This window comes from Bradyrhizobium iriomotense (genome assembly GCF_018129405.1).
GTDB classification, from domain to species: Bacteria; Pseudomonadota; Alphaproteobacteria; order Rhizobiales; family Xanthobacteraceae; genus Bradyrhizobium; species Bradyrhizobium iriomotense_B.
On the sequence record NZ_JAFCLP010000026.1, the window covers coordinates 1 to 13821 of the forward strand.

The 13821-nt window shown below is 66.1% G+C and carries 11 protein-coding genes; 5 read left to right on the forward strand and 6 right to left on the reverse strand.

What is annotated here, in order from left to right; translation table 11 throughout:
• Positions 1–110: 110 nt before the first annotated feature.
• Positions 111–1094, reverse strand: a complete 984-nt coding sequence (locus JQ592_RS34075; RefSeq protein ID WP_211407094.1) for a phosphatase PAP2 family protein — start codon at positions 1092–1094, stop codon at positions 111–113.
• A 391-nt stretch (positions 1095–1485) separates the two neighbouring features.
• Here JQ592_RS34075 and JQ592_RS34080 point away from each other — a divergent pair, with 391 nt between their 5' ends.
• Complete coding sequence (locus JQ592_RS34080) at positions 1486–2166, forward strand: TetR/AcrR family transcriptional regulator (protein ID WP_211407095.1); 681 nt, start codon at positions 1486–1488, stop codon at positions 2164–2166.
• 152 nt (positions 2167–2318) lie between these two features.
• On the opposite strand, the gene pyk is transcribed toward JQ592_RS34080, so the two are convergent.
• Both pyk and JQ592_RS34090 read right to left on the reverse strand, forming a co-directional pair.
• Positions 2319–3755 (reverse strand): pyruvate kinase, encoded by a 1437-nt coding sequence (gene pyk / locus JQ592_RS34085; protein ID WP_211407096.1) that lies wholly within the window; start codon positions 3753–3755, stop codon positions 2319–2321.
• Positions 3752–4333 carry a DUF1036 domain-containing protein gene (locus JQ592_RS34090; RefSeq protein WP_211407097.1) on the reverse strand — a complete coding sequence of 194 codons (582 nt, stop codon included), beginning with the start codon at positions 4331–4333 and terminating at the stop codon, positions 3752–3754. The genes pyk and JQ592_RS34090 overlap by 4 nt, the downstream gene beginning before the upstream one ends.
• A gap of 181 nt (positions 4334–4514) precedes the next feature.
• On the opposite strand from JQ592_RS34090, the gene JQ592_RS34095 reads away from it, so the two are divergent.
• The 4 genes from JQ592_RS34095 to JQ592_RS34110 all read left to right on the forward strand — a co-directional run bounded on the left by JQ592_RS34095 (position 4515) and on the right by JQ592_RS34110 (position 7641).
• Positions 4515–4820: a DUF1244 domain-containing protein gene (locus JQ592_RS34095; RefSeq protein ID WP_211407098.1), complete on the forward strand. Its 306-nt coding sequence runs from the start codon at positions 4515–4517 to the stop codon at positions 4818–4820.
• Between the two features lie 198 nt (positions 4821–5018).
• A complete protein-coding gene (locus JQ592_RS34100) occupies positions 5019–5291 on the forward strand; it encodes a DUF2312 domain-containing protein (protein ID WP_018641571.1) in 273 nt (90 codons plus the stop codon).
• A gap of 115 nt (positions 5292–5406) precedes the next feature.
• Positions 5407–7173: an adenylate/guanylate cyclase domain-containing protein gene (locus tag JQ592_RS34105; protein ID WP_211407099.1), complete on the forward strand. Its 1767-nt coding sequence runs from the start codon at positions 5407–5409 to the stop codon at positions 7171–7173.
• Positions 7174–7215: 42 nt separating this feature from the next.
• The gene (locus tag JQ592_RS34110) at positions 7216–7641 is read left to right on the forward strand and encodes a DUF1801 domain-containing protein (protein ID WP_211407100.1); all 426 of its coding nucleotides are present in this window, start codon (positions 7216–7218) and stop codon (positions 7639–7641) included.
• 133 nt (positions 7642–7774) lie between these two features.
• On the opposite strand, the gene JQ592_RS34115 is transcribed toward JQ592_RS34110, so the two are convergent.
• The 3 genes from JQ592_RS34115 to JQ592_RS34125 all read right to left on the reverse strand — a co-directional run bounded on the left by JQ592_RS34115 (position 7775) and on the right by JQ592_RS34125 (position 13717).
• Positions 7775–9397: a DUF882 domain-containing protein gene (locus tag JQ592_RS34115; RefSeq protein WP_211407101.1), complete on the reverse strand. Its 1623-nt coding sequence runs from the start codon at positions 9395–9397 to the stop codon at positions 7775–7777.
• 274 nt (positions 9398–9671) lie between these two features.
• Positions 9672–11882, reverse strand: coding sequence for a L,D-transpeptidase family protein (locus tag JQ592_RS34120; protein WP_211407102.1), 2211 nt, complete (start codon positions 11880–11882; stop codon positions 9672–9674).
• A 338-nt stretch (positions 11883–12220) separates the two neighbouring features.
• On the reverse strand, positions 12221–13717 hold the full coding sequence (locus tag JQ592_RS34125) for a sigma-54-dependent transcriptional regulator (RefSeq protein ID WP_211407103.1): 1497 nt from the start codon (positions 13715–13717) through the stop codon (positions 12221–12223).
• Positions 13718–13821: the final 104 nt, after the last annotated feature.

Genomic DNA, 13821 nt, shown 5'->3' on the forward strand with positions numbered 1-13821 from the left:
CCAGGCCACGCCTTGACGACCGCAAGCACGGCGTCATGCTGCGCCGGCAGACGGGCATCGCCTTAATGGTTGCTACGGCAGCGTGCTTGTGGCAGCGCCAGCGACCGCCGTCACTCCGCGAGGCTGGGCTGCCACACCGGCGGTAGCGCATGTGTGGCGGACGCCGGCGCCGTGCGGCCGAGCCGTTCAACATAGAATTTCGTCACCCAGATCGAGGCTGCGGCGAGGGCGATGCCGCCGGCGACGTCGATGAGGTAGTGCGCGCCGATCGCCGGCGTCGCCGCAATCATCAACAGGTTGAGCGCAGCCGCGATTCCGCCGATGCCGCGCACCGGCCACAGCGCCCACATGTAGAGCACGGCGGACGCGGCGTGAAAGCTCGGAAACGAGACGATGCCGGAGAGGAAGAACAGCCGCAGCTCATGCAGGCTGCCGTCGCGCAGCGCGAGGATGTCGCGCAACTGACCGGCATAGATTGCGGTGTTGATCTCGGGAAAATGCGCGGCCGGCAATTGCAGCCCGTAATAGGTGCCGATCGCCGGCACCATTGCGGAGATCGCGATGGTGACCGCGAGCGCGAGGCTCATCGCGAGCATGAACATTTGCAGCCGCACATGGCGCGCCGTCAGGGTCAGCACGACGGGAACGCCGAGCAGCGGCCATTTGATCAGCCCGTAGCCGCGCGCCAGGACGTCCGCGAGCCAGGGATGGTCGTTGATGTAACGCGCGATCGGCTCGGGATCGAGGCCGAGCGCGCGGTCGATCGCCAGCAGCGCCTCGTCCTGGAGCGGCCAGTTCAGCCTGGCCGCGACATAGCTCAGCGGTCCGACGATGGCGCAGGTGAGAATGACCTGTCCGATCGTGCCGAGCGAGAACACCAGCTTCGGATCGGCAAGCTCACCCTTGACCATCCGGTGGCCACAGGCGACGCCGACCAGGATGGCTGCGATTGCCACCGTGATGCCGTAGGCGACGGGCTCGAGGCTCAGACCGGTCGCGGGGAGGCCGAGCGCCAGCAGGCTACCCATGGCAACGATGGGAAGCCAGTTCAGGTGGAAGAGCCGCCAGGCGGTTCGGGCGTTCGAATCGAGCATGCTGCACCGAGCTAAAGTATGATCCGGACCCGGAGGGCCGCGTCAGCGCAAAGTGCGAAGCGGGTTTTCCGAAAAGATCATGCGCATACAGCAACCTGGAGCGCGATGACGAATTCAACGAAATCTCATCGCGCCCTGGGATCGCAGTCCGGCGGTAAGGTCGCGGACCCGCTTTAAGATGACGGTAACAATCGTGGTTAGCCGTCTATCAACCGGCTCTCGCACTTTGCGCATTTGTCGCCTGCGGCTTTGGCGTGACGCTTTACGCAAATGCATCTTGTCTTCCTTCCTGAATAGTTGTTCAGTCCTTGCGGGGCGATTTGCATCGAATTGAGTGACGAAGCGTTCGGCCGCAGGGCGTGCGGTTGGCGTGTGGGACAGGAAGCGCGCCATGGTTTATCGGCGGACGCATCAAGTGGTTAAGCGCCTTGCGGCCCGGCGCAGTGCGATATTGGCGGCGGCGCGGGAGGCGGCGGCGGAAGGCGGGATGGCGGCGGTGCAGATCGCGCCGGTCGCGGTCCGGGCCAATGTCGCGGCGGGCACGGTCTACCGCTACTTCCCCTCCAAGGCCGAGCTGATCTCCGAATTGATCGCCGAGGTCTCCCGCGACGAGCTTGCGGCGATCCGCCGGGCGGCCGACGCCGCGCCGGGCCCGTCCTCGGCGCTGGCCGCGGCAGTCACCACGGTGGCGGTCCATACCCTGTCGCAGCGGCGGCTGGCCTGGGGCATCCTGGCCGAGCCTGTCGATGTCGATGTCAGCGCCTCCAGGCTGGCTAGCCGGCGCGAGATCGCCGGCGAGATCGCTAGCCGGATCGACGCCGCCGTGCGCGCCGGTCATCTGCCGGCGCAGGATACCGCCCTTGCCGCCACCGCGCTGCTCGGGGCGCTGCACGAAGCCCTCGTCGGGCCGCTCGCGCCCGATAATCTCGAAGATCCCGCCAAGATGCGCGATGCGGTGCAGACCGTGACGCTGCTGGCGCTGCGCGCCGTCGGCGTCATGGACGCCCGCGCCCGTGGCCTCGTGGTCCAGCAGACGCTGCTGCCGACGACGAAGGCACTGGTCGGGGCGTAAAATCGCGCCGCGACCGAGGTGGCGCCCTGATCGCGCTCAGGTCATTGCCTGAGCGCGCCTTTTTGCGAAACCGCAGCATATCAGCCAGACCGGCCGGCTACTGTGCATGGGGTTGTTTTCAGACTTTTTTTGTTTTGGCCGTGCTGGCGGGCCTAGATGTTCGCGTCGCCCTCGGGGCCGACCGAGGCGATGCGCACCATGTTGGTGGTGCCGGGGATGCCGAGCGGCACGCCGGCGACGATGATCACGCGCTGGCCGGCGCGGACGAAGCCATCCCGGAAGGCGATCTGGCCGGCGCGGCTCACCATGTCGTCCTGGTCGCGCGCGTCCTCCGCCACCACGCAATGCACACCCCAGGCGACGGCGAGCCGGCGGCCGGCGGAGATGTTCGGCGTGATCGCCACGATCGGCGGCTTCGGCCGCTCGCGCGCCACGCGTATCGCGGTCGAGCCCGAGCTGGTCCAGCAGATCAGGGCCGGCAGGTCCAGCGTCTCGGCGATCTGCCGCGCGGCGTCGGCGATGGCATCGCCTGCGGTGGATTCCGGCGCCGGGCGCTGGGCGGTGATCACCGAGCGATAGGTCGGATCGCGTTCGACCTCCTCGCCGATGCGGTTCATGGTCGAGACCGCCTCGACCGGGAATTTGCCGGCCGCCGATTCCGCCGACAGCATGATGGCGTCGGCGCCTTCATAGACGGCGGTGGCGACGTCGGAGACTTCGGCGCGGGTCGGCACCGGCGACTGGATCATCGATTCCAGCATCTGGGTCGCGATCACCACGGGCTTGCCGGCGCGGCGCGCCATCCGCGTCATCTGCTTCTGCAGGCTCGGCACGCGCTCAAGGGGCAGCTCGACGCCGAGGTCGCCGCGCGCCACCATCAGCGCATCCGAGGCCTCGATGATGTCGGCGAGGCGGTCGATCGCCTGCGGCTTCTCGATCTTGGCCATGACAGCGGCGCGGCCGCGGATCATCTTCTTGGCCTCGATCACGTCGTCGGCACGCTGCACGAAGGACAGCGCGATCCAGTCGACGCCGGTGACCAGCGCCGCCTCGAGGTCTGCGCGGTCCTTCGCCGTCATCGCCGAGACCGGCAGGTCGGTGTCGGGCAGGCTGACGCCCTTGCGGTCGCTCATCTTGCCGCCGACCACGACGCGCGTCACCGCGTGCTCCTTGGAGGTCTCCTCCGCGATCAGCCGCACCTTGCCGTCATCGAGCAGCAGCGCATGGCCGGGCCTGAGCGCGGCCAGGATCTCCGGATGCGGGAGATGGACGCGCGTGGCATCGCCCGGCGCCTTGTCGGAATCCAGGGTAAAGGTCTGGCCGTTCTGGAGCTGGACCGAGCCTTCCGCGAAGGCGCCGAGCCGGAGCTTCGGGCCCTGGAGATCGACCAGGATGCCGATCGGCCGGCCATAGCTGCTTTCGACATTGCGGATCGTCGCCACCAGCTCCCGCATCTTGTCATGCGGGGTGTGGCTCATGTTGATGCGGAACAGATCGGCGCCGGCCTCGAACAGGCGGCGGATCATCGCGAGGTCTGAAGAGGCGGGTCCCAGGGTCGCGAGAATCTTGATACGGCGAAGACGCCTCATGGCTTATTTCCAGACGGGGGTGGCAGGCCGGGCGAGCCCGGGGGCGTAGCACCGGGCGGGCCATTGGGCAAACCCGGAACGCCGCCCGGGCCAACCGGTCCGGGCAGGCCAGGCACGCGCTGCTGCGCCGGCTGTTCGTTGGCATCGGTGAGCTGCACCGTCCAAGCGCGCTGCTCGCCGGTATCGACCTCGAAATAGCCGGTGCGGTCATAGCCGCGCGCCAGGCAATCCTCGGTGCCGCGGATCGTGAATTCCTTGTCGCGCGAGCACATGAAGGCCTGGCCCGACCATTCGCCGCCGCGGTCATAGTCGATGGCGTAGATGTAGTAATAGCGGGCGACCAGCGTGCCCCGCAGCAGCGTCTCGCAGGAGCGGGACGAGATGTTCCACCAGCCCTCCGTGGTCCAGCCCTCGGCGTCCTTGTAGCCGAGCGCGATGCCGACCCGGCTCGAGGTATTGTTGCAGAGGCGGAAATCGGCCGAGGCCGGGCTGCTCCAGAGGCACAGCAGGGCGACCGCCAGCACCGGGACCAACCGGGCGAGCAGGCGAAGGGGGAAGCGGGGAGATTCGGCAATCATTGTCGCGGAAGGTATACCAGATCATTGACGATTTGGCGTAGGGCCGGGGAACCGCCCCAAAGTGGCTTACCGCCCGTTTGCCGCCCGTTTGCGCCGCGATATGGCAAAATCTGTGACAGGACCCCACCTGATCCCGTAAGGGTGACCGCCATCGGGGCCGGAGCTCTAAAGGAATTCAGGTATGGCAATCGACGACAAAACCAGAACGGAACTCGAGGCCGCCGCTTTCCGGCGCCTGGTCGATCATTTGCGGAGCCGGACGGACGTCCAGAACATCGACCTGATGAATCTGGCCGGCTTCTGCCGCAACTGCCTGTCCAACTGGCTGAAGGACGCCGCGGACGCCCAGGGCGTCGCCTTGAGCAAGGACGAGAGCCGGGAGGCCGTCTACGGCATGCCCTACGAGACCTGGAAGGCGAAGTACCAGGGCGCGGCCACGCCCGAGCAGCTCGAGGCGATGAAGAAGGTCCATCCCCACGGGCACTGAACGGCCCCGCCACGCGTCGCCTTGAGTCGCACAACACAACAGCTTTCTTCAGACCGCCGCAGGAAGGTGTGGGCGCGCTGTGGACGAGCGCGATGCTTGCTTGAACGCTGGGAGCGCCGACCCTAAGGGTCTACCCAGCACGCGCGGTGAGGGATGCCGGCGTCACCTCGTTTTGCCAGTTCCATTGGGAGTACCAAGATGGCCACCTCCGCCGCCGTCCGCGACGACGAGCCCGCGACGAAATTTGCCAAGGACCAGCTCAAATCCATCATCGAGCGCATCGAGCGGCTGGAGGAAGAGAAGAAGGCGATCTCGGACGACATCCGCGACGTCTATGCCGAGAGCAAGGGCAACGGCTACGACGTCAAGGCGCTGCGCACCATTGTGCGCCTGCGCAAGCAGGACCCCAACGAGCGCGCCGAGGCCGAGACCATCCTCGAGACCTACATGCAGGCGCTGGGAATGCTCTGAAGGCGACAGGAACGCGCCTCACCCGTAAGAGTACCTCGCCGGCCGCAATTTGCGGCGGCCCGCGCTTGGGCAAAATCCGCTGGTCTGCTAGAATGCTCGGTGAAGGGACCGAGCAATGGATGTGCCTGGACCAGAGCGCAGGCTCGCCGCGGTCCTCGCGGCTGACATGGTCGGCTTTAGTCGGCTGATGGAGGTCGACGAGGGTGGCACCCTCGCGCGCCTCAAGACCCACCGGATCGAGCTCATCGATCCGGCGATTGCCAAAAATCACGGCCGCATCATCAAGACGACGGGCGACGGCATGCTCGTCGAATTCCATAGCGTCGTCGACGCAGTATTGTGCGCTGCTGAAATTCAGAGCCGGATGGGGCGCCGCAACGCCGATGTCCCGCCGCCGCGCTGGATACAATTCCGCATCGGTATCAATCTGGGCGACGTGATCGTCGATCAGAACGACATCTTCGGCGACGGCGTCAACGTCGCGGCACGATTGGAGGCACTGGCCGAGCCTGGAGGCATCTGCATCTCCAGCGCGGTGCGCGACCAGCTGGGCCAGCGTCTCGATGGCGTCGCATTCGAGGACATCGGCGAGCAGAACGTCAAGAACATCGCGCGCGCCATCCGCGTCTACCGGATTCGACTGGAGGATGGGCTGGCAAGCGCGCCAGCCGGCACGACGGCCGCTGCAAAGGCGACCGGCAAGTCGAAGAAGCCGTCAATCGCCGTGCTGCCCTTCGCCAACATGAGCGGCGATCCGGAGCAGGAGTTCTTTGCGGACGGCTTGACCGAGGACATCATTACGGAGCTTTCACGCTTCCACGACCTGCTGGTGATCTCGCGCAACTCGACCTTCGTGTACAAGGGAAAGTCGGTCAAGGTGCAGGATGTCGGCCGCGAATTCGGTGTCGACTACGTCATCGAGGGAAGCGTGCGAAAGGCCGGGGATCGCGTCCGCGTCACCGTGCAGCTGATCGATGCGGAGACGGATCGGCATATTTGGGCCGAGCGCTATGACGGTGAGCTCAAGGACATCTTCGCCATCCAGGACGAGATGACCCGGGCGATCGCCGCCACGCTGCCCGGCCGTGTCGAGGCGGCGACGCACGATCGGGCGAACCGCAAGCCGACGGACAACATGGCAGCCTATGAATGCGTGCTGGCCGCAAAGGTCTTGCACCATCGCTCCAATCGCGAAGACAATGCGCGGGCGCAACTTCTGCTCGACCGGGCGCTCGAACTCGACGGCAACTATGCGCACGCACACGCGTGGAAGGCGTGCGTTCTGGGCCAGACCTGGGTCTATAACTGGTGCGCGGATCGCGACGCTACCTTTGAGCAGGTGGCTGCAGAGCTGGAGACCGCGCTGGGCCTCGACGACAATGACAGCGACGTCCACCGCATCCTCGCGGCGCTCAATCTGAACCGCGACGACCATGACAAGGCCACTTACCATCAGGAGCGTGCGCTTGCGCTCAACCCGAACTATGACCTCGTGGTCGTGCAGCAGGGCGAGCTGCTGACCTGGCTGGGGAGGCCGGAGGAAGGCATCGACTGGATCAAGAAGGCGATGCGGCTCAACCCGTATCACCCGGAACGATTCTGGAGCCATCTCGGGCGCGCCTATTACTGTGCCGAGAAATACGCCGAAGCCGCCGAAGCCTTCTCGAGGATCTCACGCCCCGATCACACCCATCATGCATTCCTTGCCGGGATCTTCGCGCAGATGGGCAATGCAGTGGCTGCCGGCGCGCACGCGGCCGAAGTACTCAAGCGCGAGCCGGCATTTTCGGTGGCCAATCATCTTGCTACCCAGCATTATAAGCGGCAGGTCGATCGTCAGCGCTATGAAGCAGGGCTTCTCCGGGCAGGCCTGCCGGCTTGATCCGCCGCGGAGACCGATTGCCGATCCATCGAGAGTGAGACTGTGACCGAGCCGATATTGCCGCGCGAGGTGAGCCGGGCCTTCGACGCCTTTCCGGCGCCGATGCGCAAGCGGCTTCTTCAGGTGCGCGATCTGATCTTTGCGACCGCCGCAGCGCATGAGGAGGTCGGCCGGCTCAGCGAAACCCTGAAATGGGGCGAGCCCGCCTATCTGACCGAAGAGACGGGCAGCGGCTCAACGATCCGGCTCGGCCGCCTCAAGGACTCCGAGCACGCCGCCATTCTCTTCAACTGCAAGACGACGCTGGTCGACACCTTTCGCGAGCGCTTTCCCGATCAGTTCGAGTATCGGCAGACCAGGGCGTTGCTGCTGCCGGTGGCGGGCAAATTGCCGAAGCGGGAGCTCGCGGTCTGTCTGTCGCTGGCGCTGACCTATCATCTGGATCGGCGGGGCGCGAAAGCGAAATAGAAGCTGTGGACCTGTAGCCCGGATGAGCGAAGCGATATCCGGGATGTTTCAGCGCGCGCCGCTTTCCCGGATGTCGCTGCGCTCATCCGGGCTACGAGGCTGAGTTCGTGGATAGAGAGAGGGGCTACCAGCCTCAGCGCAGCGCCGCGGTGCGCATGACGAAGGACGTCGTCTCGAGCTTCGCGGTCGCGCTGCCCGAGAAACTGTCGCAGGACAGGCCCGGCATCGGATCGTCGGCGAAGCCCATCGCAATCACCGTCTGCGGCTTGACGAAATAGCCGCGCAGCGCCGCCGTATCGAGCTCGCCCATCAGCGTGACCGACATTGCACGGCTGGCGCTCGGCGACAGCATGACGATCTTGAGCCAGATGCTCTCGTTCTTGGCCGCGGAGAGGCGGGTCGCGGTCGCGACCATGCCGTCGACGCTCTTGCCGACCACACTGTTGATCTCGGTGGCGGCCGCAGCGCTGCGCGCGCCGGGACGGGCAGAGCGCGGGACCGGCGCGGAAGCGGCCACGACTTTGGCGCGGTCGACCGGGGAGGCGGCAGGCGCGTAGGCCAGCGCCTGAAGAGTTGCGCTGGACACGCTCGCAGTTGGTTGCGGATCGGTCGCGGAGGCAAGCGCCTGGCGGGCCTTCAGCGCCGCGACCTGTGCCGGCGTCGCCTGCTGCGGCGTGGCGGGGGCATCCCAGAAGCCGCGGGCGTTGATGATGTCGGCCGGCGTCTCCGGCTTGGCCTCGGCAGGTTTCGCGGCAGGCTTGTCAGCCACGGGCGCGGGCTTCGGCTTGGGCGGCGCGACGAGCTGCGCATCGGCCGAGGCGAGCTGAAGGGTGGCTGCGACCTGCGGCTTGGCGCGCGGCGTCGGTACCGGATCGGCCGGCCTGGCTGCGGCGGCGACCACGGTCGGCCCGGACGACTTCGCGGCCGGGGCCTGCGCGCCCTCGTCATCCTCGTCGCTGCTGGCGGCGGCCGGTGCCGATTTGCTCTTGAACAGGGCGGCGAAGAAGTTCGGCTTGCTGGCGCCGTCATCGCCGCTGCCGCGACGCTCGATCTCGGCCTTGGCGAGCTCATAACCCTTCAGCGGCGTGCCGTCGGTCGGCAGATGCACCGTCTTGCCGTCCGGGAAGACGCGGGCGAGCTGGTCATGCGTCATGCGCGGCCAGTGCCGGATGCTGCCGGTGTCCAGATGCACGAAGGGCGAGCCCGAGGTCGGGTAGAAGCCGACGCCGCCGCGCTGCAGGCGCAGGCCGGCGAAGCGGATCTGCTCCAGCGGCACGCCCGGAATGTAGAAGTCCATCGCATGGCCCAGCATGTGCTGGCTGAAGCGCGCCACACCGGAGGAGCGGCGGCGGAGCATGGCGTTGGTGGCGGGGGAGCGGTAGGAGGAGATGATCTGGATCGGCTGCTTGCCGTCGACGTCGCGGTAGACTTCCCAGAGGATGTCGAAGAGGTGACGGTCCATGACCGTCTCGTCCTGGGTGCGCCAGTCGCGCAGGAAATGGTTGAGCTGCTTCAGGGCGGCTTCGTCATAGCGCCCGTCGCGCTTGAAGGTGACGGTGAGGTCTTCGCCGGAATGGGTGTGGTGGAAGGAGAGGGTCTTGGTCTCGTTCAGCGCGGCGGCGTTATGGACTGAACCTGCGGCAGCAAGCAGCAACACGGAAGCGAGGCCGATCCTGGATCCGACCTTCACTCCCGCATGGGACAACGACAGCACAACGAATTGGCGTGCGAGACCAGTCAGCACGTATGAGCCCACCCAGTCGACGAGCGTTCAAAATGGACTCTCCCGCCAACCCCGTTAGCGCGCGAAAGAGGGTGAACGCTTTCTTAAAGCGAGAAGGTTAATTTGAGGTTGACCTTCCCGCCCCCAAACCAAGTCAGAGTACAATCCTAAACGGTTGAGTGTGGCAAAAAAACGCCCGCTGCCCGAGGGCAGGTTGGAGGATGGTTAACGTTAAGTGCCCCCATCCTGGGGGATGGGGGCACTGATTTCATTGCGGAATTTCAGGCGATGAGGCGCCGGGCGGGCCTCAGCGGGTGAACACTCGCTGCGGCCGGCGGCCGACCGGAGCCGGCGGCAGGGTCGGGGTCGGGGCCCCGAACAGCCGCTCGAAGAAGTTCGGACCCGACGAGCCGAAGCCGCCGCCATTGTTGGCCACCGCCACGCCCGAGGGCAGCGTCGTCGCCGGGCGCGAATAGCTCGGCTGCGAGTGCGCCACGACATTCTCGAGGTCCTTGCCGCGGCCGTTCTTCAGGATGTTGAGCATGGTCGCGTCGCGGCCATAGACGTCCTTGCGGAATTGCAGCTTGCCGGCATCGTCCACGAACGCGGTCTGGTAGGTGATGTTGACCGGGATCGGCGTGGGGAATTTCAGGTCGATCTCGCTCTTGCCGTACATGCTGCGCACGCGCTCGGGCGTGTACTTCTCGTTCGGCATGGCGATGTTGAGCAGCACGGAGGCGTACTGATCCGGGTTCTGCACGCGCATGCAGCCATGGCTGAAGGCGCGGTCTTCCCGGGCGAACAGGTTCTTGTCCGGCGTGTCGTGCTGATAGACCAGGAACTTGTTCGGGAAGTTGAAGCGGATGCGGCCGAGCGCGTTGGCTTCACCGGGCGGCTGCGAGATGTGCACCGAGCCGTCGCGGTTCTGCTCGAGCTTGAGGCCCATGCGCTGGAGCACGGTCGGGTCCTGCTGAAGCGCCGGCAGATATTCGTTGTAGACGATCGACGGCGGCACGTTCCAGGTCGGGTTGACCGTGATGTACTTCATCGTCTCGGTCAGCAGCGGGGTGGCGTGCTGGCCCGGCTTGCCGGTGACGACGCGGGTGGTCCAGACCTGCTGGCCGCGCTGCATCACCTTCAGCGTGTAGTCGGGAATGTTGAGGATGACATAGGCATCGCCCAGCGAGGGGACGCCGAGGTCGCGCGGCAGCCAGCGCCAGCGTTCCATGTTCACCAGCACGGTGTCGATCTGCCTGTCGCGCTTGGGGGTGTTGAGCGCCTTCACCGTCTTGTCGTCGAGGATGCCGGTCGGCTTCATCTCGGCGCCGTTCTGGAACTTGCGCACGGCTTCGGCGACCGCAGCGTCATAGCGGGTGTCGCTGGCGTTCTCGGTGATGCCGAGCTTGGCGCGCAGCTGCGGCACGCGCGGATCTTCGACGACGATCTCAGCCTGCTTCTTGCCGGCGGGGGTGTATTTCAGCGCAGGGCCATCGGCGATCTCGATCACCGGGCCGTTGCCCTGGCCGCGCAGTTCCGCGAGCTTCGCCTTCAGCTCCTTGTAGAGCTTCTGCGGCGGGTTGTAGCTGTCGAGCGCCGCGGAAGCGTCAGAAGCGGTCGTGACCTTCGTCAGCACCTCGCCCGGGTCGATCGGATGCTCGGGATAGAGGATGTCGCCGCTGACCTGCGACCAGTGCATGCGGCCGCTCTGCGCCTGGCGCGCATAGTCGAACATGCTGGCGGTGAGCTTCAGCTCGGCGTCGGCGAGCGCATCGGGCGTCGTCGCGGCAGCGAAATCCGGCACCGGATAGTCGGCGGGATTGAGGCCGTCGGAGGCGGCATCCTTGAGCCGCGCGATCACGCCCTTGGCAGCCGTGGTCAGGCTGCCGCCTTGCGTCCACACCGGCGCGAAGTCGCGCGCCCCGTAGAACTTCTCGATCGCCGCACGCTCGTTCTTGCGGTCGAAATGGCGCGAGGCCTTGGCGCCGATGATATCCTTGAGCTTGTCGGCGACCGGCTGGTCGGCAGCGGGAACGTTGCTGGCGGCCTTGACCGGCTCGGCTGCCGGAGCCGCTGCAGTGGCAGGCGCTGCGGGCGCGGCCGACGGGGCGGTCGCGGTGTCAGACTTTGCAGGCTCGGTCTTTGCAGGTTCGGTCTTGGCCGTCTCGCTCTTCGGCGCCTCGGGCGCGGGCGTGGTGGCGACGTCGGACGGTTTGGTCTCGACCTTGTCCGGCGCGGGCGCGGCGTCGGCCTTGACCGGCTCCTTGGCAGTTTCCCTGGCAGTTTCCTTCGCCGGATCCTGGACCGTGGCGGTGGTGTCGGGCTTGATGTCGGCGGCGGTCGGGGGCGGGACGTTGGCGGGTTCGGGGCGCGGGATCGCGGCTTCGATCGCGAGTTCGGCAGCGCTGCTGCGCGCCTGATCCTGCGCCAGCGCCGAGCCGGCGGACACCGTGAGGAAGGTTGCCGCGACCGTCATCAAGACACGGTCAAAGCCTGCACGGTGGTTCAAACAGTCACGCATTGTGTCACACCCCTCGGGTGAACTGTCCCTCGTGGAACAGCTTCGTTATCGCCTAATTGAGTTTCGGCTAGATCGCGCCGGCCTCTCGAAAGTCGCACGCCTGCACGCAACGATTCCCTACGCCAGACGATATACAGGCCCCGATTTTGCAGCCAGCGCTACCGGGGACAACTCACGACAAACTGACTTCAAGGGAGCCTCTTGGCAACGGATTGTGCGCTTGCAGCACGCTCTTTTCCCTCTGTCTGTCACTTCCAAGTCACGGTTCAAGTCGCAGCCGAATTTTGCCGTCATGCGAACGGCTTAGGGCCTCGCGCGAACCTCCGTTCGCATGAGGCTCAGTGCGTCTCCTCGCCGCTTTTCCCGCCATGGCCGGGAACCCCGGCTTCGTCGAGTTTCCGATAGAGGGTGGACCGGCCGATTTTGAGGCGGCGAGCGACTTCCGACATCTGTCCGCGATAATGCGAGATCGCGAAACGGATGATCTCGTTCTCCATGTCATCCAGCGGGCGGACGTCGCCGGTCGGCGTCAGCATCGACAGGCTTCCCGCCAGGGGCAGCGGTGCGATCGGTATTTCGCTACCCGATACCACCGAAGGCGCCGCGATCGGCTCCAGCATCAGCGGTGCGGTCGGAATTTCGGTCGCGGGATGCGGCTGGGCGGTGAGCAGGGGGAAGTCGGCGAGGCCGAGCTGGTCGCCGTCGCTCATCACCACGGCGCGGTAGACCGCGTTCTCGAGCTGGCGGATGTTGCCGGGCCAGTTGAGCTGGGCGAGGTGCGCCACGGCCTCGCCGCTGATGCCGGTGATGGGGCGGTTCTCCTCGGCGGCAAAGCGCGCGAGGAAATGCCGGAGCAGATGCGGAATGTCCTCGCGACGGGCGCGCAGCGAGGGGATCGTCAGCGGCAGCACATGGAGACGGTAGAACAGGTCTTCCCGGAAGTGGCCCTGCTTCACTCGCTCCAGCAGCTTGCGGTTGGTCGCGGAGACGATGCGGACGTCGACCTTGACGGGCTTGCGGCCGCCGACCGCCTCGACCGCGCCTTCCTGGAGTGCGCGCAGCAGCTTGACCTGAGCGGTCAGCGGCAGCTCGCTGACCTCGTCGAGGAACAGCGTGCCGCCATGGGCCTCGACGAACTTGCCGGTGTGACGTTCGGTGGCGCCGGTGAAGGCACCTTTCTCGTGGCCGAACAGGATGGACTCGACGAGATTGTCGGGGATTGCGCCGCAATTGACCGCGACGAAGGGCTTTGCCTTGCGCTCGCCGCTGCCATGGATGGCGCGCGCGAACATCTCCTTGCCGACGCCGGACTCGCCCTCGATCAGCACAGGGATCGAGGAATTCGCCGCCTTCTGCGCGGCGCGCATGACCGGCGCCATCGCCTCGGCGCGGGTGATGATGTCGGAGAAGGTCAGCCGTCCTTCGCGGCTGTGACGGATGCGCTGCAATTCGCCTTTGAGCGCGGAGGTGTTGAGCGCGTTGCGCAAGCTGACCTGGAGCCGTTCCATGCCGACCGGCTTGACGACGAAATCGGCGGCGCCTGCGCGCATCGCCGAGATCACGTTGTCGATGCCGCCATGAGCGGTCTGCACGATGACGGGTACGGAGAGGCCCGCTTCGCGGATTTTCGCCAGCACGCCCATGCCGTCGAGGCCAGGCATCACGAGATCGAGGATGACGCCGTCGATGGCAGGCGCATCGGGTGCGGTGAGGGCGGCGATCGCGGCGTCGCCGGATTCCACGACGATCGTTTCATAGCCGCATTTCTGCACCATGTTCTCGACCAGCCGGCGGGCTACAGCGTCGTCGTCGGCGATCAAAATACTGGCAGCCATGGTGTTCCCCGCACGCTACAACTATCTGTCTCGAATCGGGGCACTCTGGCCGAAGCCGATTAACGCACTCTTAAACCTTGATGCCCCCGCCCGTCGTCGCGATT

Bases quoted from the DNA above. Each gene is read 5' to 3' on its own strand.
- JQ592_RS34075 (WP_211407094.1), bottom strand. From the start codon at position 1,094: ATGCTCGATTCGAACGCCCGAACCGCCTGGCGGCTCTTCCACCTGAAC.
- JQ592_RS34120 (WP_211407102.1), bottom strand. From the start codon at position 11,882: ATGCGTGACTGTTTGAACCACCGTGCAGGCTTTGACCGTGTCTTGATG.
- JQ592_RS34100 (WP_018641571.1), top strand. From the start codon at position 5,019: ATGGCCACCTCCGCCGCCGTCCGCGACGACGAGCCCGCGACGAAATTT.
- JQ592_RS34090 (WP_211407097.1), bottom strand. From the start codon at position 4,333: ATGATTGCCGAATCTCCCCGCTTCCCCCTTCGCCTGCTCGCCCGGTTG.
- JQ592_RS34125 (WP_211407103.1), bottom strand. From the start codon at position 13,717: ATGGCTGCCAGTATTTTGATCGCCGACGACGACGCTGTAGCCCGCCGG.
- JQ592_RS34080 (WP_211407095.1), top strand. From the start codon at position 1,486: ATGGTTTATCGGCGGACGCATCAAGTGGTTAAGCGCCTTGCGGCCCGG.
- pyk (WP_211407096.1), bottom strand. From the start codon at position 3,755: ATGAGGCGTCTTCGCCGTATCAAGATTCTCGCGACCCTGGGACCCGCC.
- JQ592_RS34105 (WP_211407099.1), top strand. From the start codon at position 5,407: ATGGATGTGCCTGGACCAGAGCGCAGGCTCGCCGCGGTCCTCGCGGCT.
- JQ592_RS34095 (WP_211407098.1), top strand. From the start codon at position 4,515: ATGGCAATCGACGACAAAACCAGAACGGAACTCGAGGCCGCCGCTTTC.